Origin of the sequence: Bradyrhizobium pachyrhizi (assembly GCF_001189245.1) — a bacterium.
Classification (GTDB): Bacteria; Pseudomonadota; Alphaproteobacteria; order Rhizobiales; family Xanthobacteraceae; genus Bradyrhizobium; species Bradyrhizobium pachyrhizi.
The window spans coordinates 1-6,729 of the sequence record NZ_LFIQ01000076.1 but is presented as its reverse complement, the minus strand read 5'-3'; the positions used below and the strand labels follow the sequence as shown (position 1 = coordinate 6,729).

General features: G+C 64.7%; 6 protein-coding genes. 5 read left to right on the top strand and 1 reads right to left on the bottom strand.

From position 1 onward, the window contains the following. Positions 1–1,002: adenylate/guanylate cyclase domain-containing protein (locus AKL29_RS44865; protein ID WP_244482051.1), on the top strand; the 1,002-nt coding region annotated here is incomplete at its 5' end. 28 nt (positions 1,003–1,030) lie between these two features. Here the strand turns inward: AKL29_RS44865 and AKL29_RS15100 are convergent. Then, positions 1,031–1,417 (bottom strand): ester cyclase, encoded by a 387-nt coding sequence (locus AKL29_RS15100; RefSeq protein WP_028336147.1) that lies wholly within the window; start codon positions 1,415–1,417, stop codon positions 1,031–1,033. Between the two features lie 257 nt (positions 1,418–1,674). Here AKL29_RS15100 and AKL29_RS15095 point away from each other — a divergent pair, with 257 nt between their 5' ends. The 4 genes from AKL29_RS15095 to AKL29_RS15080 all read left to right on the top strand — a co-directional run bounded on the left by AKL29_RS15095 (position 1,675) and on the right by AKL29_RS15080 (position 6,669). Then, the gene (locus AKL29_RS15095) at positions 1,675–2,274 is read left to right on the top strand and encodes a tetratricopeptide repeat protein (protein WP_050384745.1); all 600 of its coding nucleotides are present in this window, start codon (positions 1,675–1,677) and stop codon (positions 2,272–2,274) included. A 200-nt stretch (positions 2,275–2,474) separates the two neighbouring features. Beyond that, positions 2,475–3,626, top strand: coding sequence for a DJ-1/PfpI family protein (locus AKL29_RS15090; RefSeq protein ID WP_050384744.1), 1,152 nt, complete (start codon positions 2,475–2,477; stop codon positions 3,624–3,626). Positions 3,627–3,732: 106 nt separating this feature from the next. Beyond that, positions 3,733–6,090, top strand: coding sequence for an Orn/Lys/Arg family decarboxylase (locus AKL29_RS15085; protein ID WP_050384743.1), 2,358 nt, complete (start codon positions 3,733–3,735; stop codon positions 6,088–6,090). Between the two features lie 18 nt (positions 6,091–6,108). Next, entirely contained in the window at positions 6,109–6,669 is a 561-nt protein-coding gene (locus AKL29_RS15080; protein ID WP_050384742.1) for a GNAT family N-acetyltransferase, read from the top strand. The last annotated feature ends 60 nt before the right edge of the window (positions 6,670–6,729 follow it).

Below are 6,729 nucleotides of genomic sequence, written 5' to 3'. Positions count from 1 at the left end.
GTCGAGGCCGGCCGCCTCGACGGCGCCATCACCATCACGACCCAGGACGAGATCGGCCAGCTGTCGGCCGCCTTCAACCGCATGATCGAGACGCTGCGCCACAACCAGCGCATCCGCGAGACGTTTGGCCGCTACATCAATCCGCGGATCGCCGAGGGCCTGCTCGAACAGCCGGCGATCGCCGCGACCGAAGGACAGCGCCGCGTCATGACGGTGATGTTCTGCGACATGAAGGGCTTCACCAGCCTGAGCGAGGGCGTGACGCCGAGCGGCCTCGTCAAGATCATGAACCTCTATCTGTCGACGATGTCGGCGCCGGTCCATGCGCATCGCGGCATCATCGACAAATATATCGGCGACGCCATCATGGCCTATTGGGGCGCGCCCTTCGTCGAGGAAGCCGAGCAGACCCATCTGGCCGCGCTTGCCGCCATCGACATGATCGGCCAGGTCAACCAGCTGCGCAAGGATCTGCCGGAACTGCTCGGCGTGCGCGTGATCCCGGCCGATTGCGACATCCGGATCGGGATCGCCACCGGCGAGGCCCTGGTCGGCAGCATCGGCTCGGAGTTCATGATGAGCTACACCGTGCTCGGCGACACCGTGAACCTCGCCTCGCGGCTGGAAGGCGCCAACAAGTTTTACGGCAGCCGCAGCCTGATCTCGGAGGCCACCGCCGCGGCCTGCGCCGCAACCATCGAGCTGCGCGAGATCGACCGTCTCGTCGTGATGGGGCAGACCCAGCCGGTCGCGGTGTTCGAAATCCTCGGCAAGAAGGACGAACTGACGCCGGCGCAGACCGAGTTGCGGCAGCGTTACGCGGACGGCCTCGCCGCCTATCGCGACCGCCGCTGGGATGACGCCGAGCAAGCCTTCGCCGCGGCGCTGGCGGCGGCGCCTGGCGACGGCCCGTCGATCGCTATGAAGGCGCGCGTCGCAGCTTTTGTGCAGAACCCGCCGGCGGCGGATTGGGACGGCGCCTGGCATCCGGAGCGGAAGTAGCGGCGTCACGCTCATCCAGGCTCCGCCGCTATAGCTGGGCCTCGATCGCAGCCTTGTCGATCACCGACCAGACCTGCACGATCTTCCCGTCGCGGAATTCATAGAACACGTTCTCGGCAAACGAGACGCGCTTGCCGTTGACGCCGAGACCGAGGAATGCGCCGTTCGGCGAACAGTCGAACGCCAGCCGGCTTGCGACATGGGACGCATCCGACACCAGCAGAACGATGTTGAAGCGAAGGTCCGGGATGTCGCGAAAGTCCCCTTCCAGCATCTCGCGATAGCCGGATAACCCGAGCCGCCGGCCGTTGTGGCACACGTCCTCGTCAACGAACTGACCGAGTTGCGGCCAGTCCTGGCGATTCAAACAGGCAATGTAGTTGCGGTAGATCTCGGCGAGGTCCGTTTTCATCATCGATCGTCCTCCTTGCCGCGGGTCCAGCTGGCCATTGGGCATTTGAGTTTGATTCTGACACCGATGTCAGTTTCGACTCCGATATCGATGGCGTGAACAAAACGCTCAGCCGGCGTGCACGTGAAAGCGCGACGTCCCGATGAGACAGTGCGATTGCCGCTTCGGCAAACAATTTCTCAAAACGCGCGGAATGTCTCCCGCGATCGGGAGTTAGTGCTTCAGGTCAATAACTGTCCTTGTCAAATCGGGAGGCGTACATGATCAAGTCACCGATGATGCTTGCGGCATTTCTGACAGCGCCGATCATTCTGTTCCCACCGCAGACCGCCATCGCGGCTGGCGGAGGTGGCGGCGGTGGTGGTGGTGGTGGCGATCCATACGGGTCGAGCTACGGCACTCCCGCGCCGTCCTATCCCCAGCAGAAGGACAGAAAGACCACGCACAAGGTCAAGAAACCCGTCAAGCAGTCCGGCTTCGAAGACCCGGCATTCCGCGACGGCTATCGCGCGGCCTATGCGACAATCTACGAACGCAACGACTACGCCGCCGCGATCGATCAGTTGCACGCACTCGGCCGCGATGATCAGCCGAACGTCGCGAACCTGATCGGCTATTCCTATCGCAAGCTCGGCGACTACAAGCAATCGCAAGTCTGGTACGAACGTGCGCTCAAGGCCGATCCGAACCACGTCCTGACGTGGAACTACTACGGCCTGTGGCAGATCGAACAGGGAAACCGCGATCAGGCGCAGTATCATCTGCAGCGGATCGCCGAGATCTGTGGCACCGACTGCGAGGAGTATCGGACGCTGGCGGCGGCACTGGAAAAGCCGCCGGGTACGAACCTCGTCTACTGAGCGCGTCGCGTAGCCCGCATGAGCGGAGCGACATGCGGGGAAGGACCGCCCCGGATGTCGCTGTCGCTCGTCCGGGCGATGCCTTTGAGCCGCTTTGTTCGCGTGTCCGTTTTTGCGGGAATTTCGCCGTTTTGGTCGACGTGACCGGCGAGTAGCTTGCGTGCCGGGCGACGCACGCGGATATTTTGAGATCGATCATCATGACCTGGCGGCTTCTCGCGTGGAGCGGCATCGCCGTTGCCGCGCTGGTTCCAATCATCGGCGGCATCTGGCTCTTCAGCCTGCCCGCCACATCGGCGTTCCGCCTTCCGCCTCCGATCGCCAAGGCCGAGCAGGATGCAACGCTCGCGGCGCTGACGCCGCCGAAGCGGGCGCGACCGCTGATCGCAATGCTCGGCATCAACGACATGACCGAGACCACGGACTATCTGATGCCCTACGGCATCCTCAAGCGCGCCGATGTTGCCGATGTCGTCACGCTGGCGACGGGACCCGGTCCGGTCGCGCTGTTCCCGGTGCTGAAGGTCGAGCCTGATGCGACCATCGCCGCATTCGATACCGCACATCCCGACGGCGCCGACTACGTCATCGTGCCGGCGATGAGCCGCGACGACGATCCGGCGGTCATGCAATGGATCCGGCAGCAGGCGGAGAAGGGCGCTGTGATCGTCGCCATCTGCGCCGGCGCCAAGGTGCTCGCCTCGACCGGCTTGCTCGACGGCAGGCGCGCCACCACGCACTGGTTTTACGTGAAGAACTGGCGCAACAAACATCCCGAGATCCAGTACATCGCCGACCGCCGCATCGTGGTCGACCGCGGCGTCGCGACGACGACGGGGATTTCGGCGTCGATGCCGATGTCGCTGACCCTGATCGAGGCGATCGCCGGCCGCACCAGGGCCGAGGCCGTCGCGCGCGAGATCGGCCTGCCGGGTTGGGATGCGCGACATGACAGCAACGCCTTCAAGTTCACGCGTCCTTTCGCGCTGACCGCCATCCGGAACACGCTGGCGTTCTGGAACCGGGAACAGCTCGGCCTCGCGCTGGCCGGCGGCGTCGACGAGGTCTCGCTGGCGCTGGTCGCCGACAGCTGGTCGCGGACCTACCACTCGCATGTCGTGACGTTCGCCGCGACCGGCGACGTCGTGACGACACGCAACGGCCTGCGCGTCTATCCGCAAGTCGTGGCGCCGGATTGGTCCGCAGATCGTCTGCTGCCCGCGGTCGGCACCGCGCCGCCTGCGCAGGCGCTCAACCGGGCGCTTGCCGGGATCGAAACACGCTATGGCCGTGATACGGCCGATTTCGTCGCCATGCAGCTCGAATATCCACGGGCTGACGCCGTGCAGTGAGGGATTGCGTCCCCAACAACGTATTCGATCCTCCATCCGCCCCATTGTCATCTGCCTGTCATGAATTGTGCCGACACGTCAGCGCCGGACCAGTTCGGGGACACGCATGGACTATTTCAAACGCTTCAACTTCCTGTTCGCTGCGCCGGTGTTCGAGGCCGACGACCTCGAGGGCATCCGCTTCAACCAGATCATCGCCGAGATCGAGCGCTCCGGCTTCGAGGTGGTTCGCGCCCGCAAGCTGGAGGATGCCGAGATCGCGGTGCAGACCGACGCCGCGATCGGCTGCATGGTGGTCGATTGGGGCAAGAAGGGGCTTGAGGGCAAGACCGCGGCGCTGATCAACCTGATGCGCCGGCGCGGCCTCGACTTCCCGATCATCCTGTTGATCCGGCGCAAGCGGTTCGAGGACCTGCCGGTCGAGGTGCTCGATTTCATCGACGGCTACGTGTTCCTGTCCGAGGAAACACCGCCCTTCATCGCCAAGAACCTGATCTCCAGGCTGAAGCAATATGCCGAGAATTTGAAGACGCCGTTCTTCGGCGCGCTGGTCGACTATGCCGAGGAAGGCAACCAGCTCTGGACCTGCCCAGGGCACAATGGCGGCGTGTTCTACAGCCGCAGTCCGATCGGACGGGTGTTCGTCGAACATCTCGGCGAGGCCGTGTTCCGCGACGACCTCGACAATTCCGTGCTCGACCTCGGCGACCTCCTCACCCATGAGGGGCCGGCGCTGCGGGCGCAGAAGGAGGCGGCACGGATCTTCGGCGCCGAGAAAACCTATTTCGTGCTCAACGGCACCTCGACCTCCAATAAGGTCGCGCTCGGCTCGCTGGTCACCGACGGCGACCTCGTGCTGTTCGACCGCAACAACCACAAGGCCGCGCATCACGGCGCGCTGCTGATCGGCGGCGGCATCCCGGTCTACGTGCCGACGGTGCGCAACGCCTGGGGCCTGATCGGGCCGATGCGCTGGGACCTGCTCGACGAGGGCACGCTGCGCGACCACATCCGCAAGCACCCGCTGGTCAGGGACGAGAACGCCTGGAAGAAGGAGCGTCCGTTCCGCGTCGCCGTGGTCGAGCAGTGCACCTATGACGGCACCATCCACTCGGCCGAGATGATCCTCAAGCGGATCGGCCATCTCTGCGACTACATCCTGTTCGACGAGGCCTGGGCCGGCTTCATGAAATTCCACCCGATCTATTCCGGCCGCTTCGCGATGGGACTGTCCGATCTCGGCACCGAGGCCCCCGGCATCATTGCGACCCAATCGACCCACAAGCAGCTCGCGAGCTTCTCGCAGGCCTCGCAGATCCACATCCGCGACCGCCACATCAAGGGCCAGAAGCGCCGGGTCGAGCACCGCCGCTTCAACGAAAGCTTCATGCAGCACGCCTCGACGTCGCCGTTCTACCCGATCTTCGCCTCGCTCGATGTCGGCGCACAGATGATGAAGGGGCGTTCCGGCGAAGTCTTGTGGGACGACACGATCCGGCTCGGTATCGAGCTGCGCAAGAAGATCCGGGCGGTGAAGCGCGAGTTCGAGGAGAAGGAGACGCGGCCCGAGCGGCGCTGGTTCTTCGAGCCGTTCGTGCCGGATCGCGTCATGATCCCCGACGTCGCGCGCGAGAACGGCGTGCACAATGTCGCCTGGGAGACGATTTCGACAGACCAGCTCGCGACCAACCCGTCCTACTGGCAGCTCAATCCCGGCGAGACCTGGCACGGCTTCCCCGAGCTGACCGCGGGCTTTGCCATGACCGACCCGAACAAGCTCACATTGCTGACGCCGGGCTTCGATCACGCCACCGGCGCCTATGCCGATCACGGCATCCCCGCACCGGTGGTGGCGCAATATCTGCGGGAGAACCGCATCGTCGCCGAAAAGAACGACCTCAATTCCCTGCTGTTCCTGCTGACGCCCGGCGTCGAGGCCAGCAAGGCCGGCACGCTGGTCTCCGGGCTGGTCGCCTTCAAGAAGCTGCACGACGACAACGCGCTGCTCGAGGACGTCATCCCGGAATTCTACCGCCGCCGTCCGGGCCGCTATGCCGGGGTGCGGCTGCGCGACCTCTGCGGCGACATGCATCGCTTCTTCCGCGACGGCGGCGTCAGCACGCTGCAGGCCAGGCAATTCCTGCCCGAGCATCTGCCCGAGATCGCGATGTCGCCGCGCCAGGCAGCGCAATATCTGATCCGCAACGATGTCGACTATCTGCCGATCGACCAGATCTTCGGCCGCGTCGCCGCGACGCCGTTCGTTGTCTACCCGCCCGGCATCGCCACCATTGTGCCCGGCGAGCGGCTGTCGGAACGCAGCAAGCCGATGATCGATTATCTCAAGATGTTCGAGGCGAGCTTCAACGCGTTCCCCGGCTTCGAGGTCGAGGTCCAGGGCATCTACAAGGAGATCGACGACTCCGGCCGCGTCCGCTTCTACACCTATGTCGTGTCCGAGTAGGCGAACGGACGCAACACAATGGAGAATGATCACAAGATTACCGTCCGTCCGTCCCGCGACGGCGACGTCGACGCCATGCTGTCGATCTACCGCCACCACATCCGCCGCGGCGTCGAGGAGAGCGTCGACGACAGCGGCACGCCGGAGCCCGACGATCTGCGCGACCGCCGCAAGAATCTGCGCAACACCCGCCTGCCCCACCTCGTCGCAATCTGTGACGGCGAGGTGGTCGGCTATGCCTATGTCGTGCTGTTTCGCAAGCGTCCGGCCTACCGCTACACGGTGAAGCATTCGATCTATGTGCATCACCGCTTCACCGGCCAGCGGGTCGGCGGCCGGCTGCTGCAGGAGTTGATCGACACCTGCGCCGCCGCCGGCTTCCGCCAGATGATCGGCTACATCGACAGCGACAACGCCGCCTCGCTCGCGCTGCACGACCGCTTCGGCTTCGCCCGCGTCGGGCATTTGCCCGGTGTCGCCTATCGCTATGGCCGCTGGTCCGACACCGTGATGGTGCAGCGCTCCCTCGCCGCCGGCGCCACCGTCCCGCCGCCCCCCGCGCCACTGTCGCGACGGTGATGGGAGTTGGCGGCACCGCTCTTTCCACATTCGTCGTCCTGGCGAAAGCCAGGAGGTAGA

Coding starts and splice junctions, on each gene's coding strand:
- AKL29_RS15100 (WP_028336147.1), bottom strand. CDS start 1,417: ATGATGAAAACGGACCTCGCCGAGATCTACCGCAACTACATTGCCTGT.
- AKL29_RS15095 (WP_050384745.1), top strand. CDS start 1,675: ATGATCAAGTCACCGATGATGCTTGCGGCATTTCTGACAGCGCCGATC.
- AKL29_RS15090 (WP_050384744.1), top strand. CDS start 2,475: ATGACCTGGCGGCTTCTCGCGTGGAGCGGCATCGCCGTTGCCGCGCTG.
- AKL29_RS15085 (WP_050384743.1), top strand. CDS start 3,733: ATGGACTATTTCAAACGCTTCAACTTCCTGTTCGCTGCGCCGGTGTTC.
- AKL29_RS15080 (WP_050384742.1), top strand. CDS start 6,109: ATGGAGAATGATCACAAGATTACCGTCCGTCCGTCCCGCGACGGCGAC.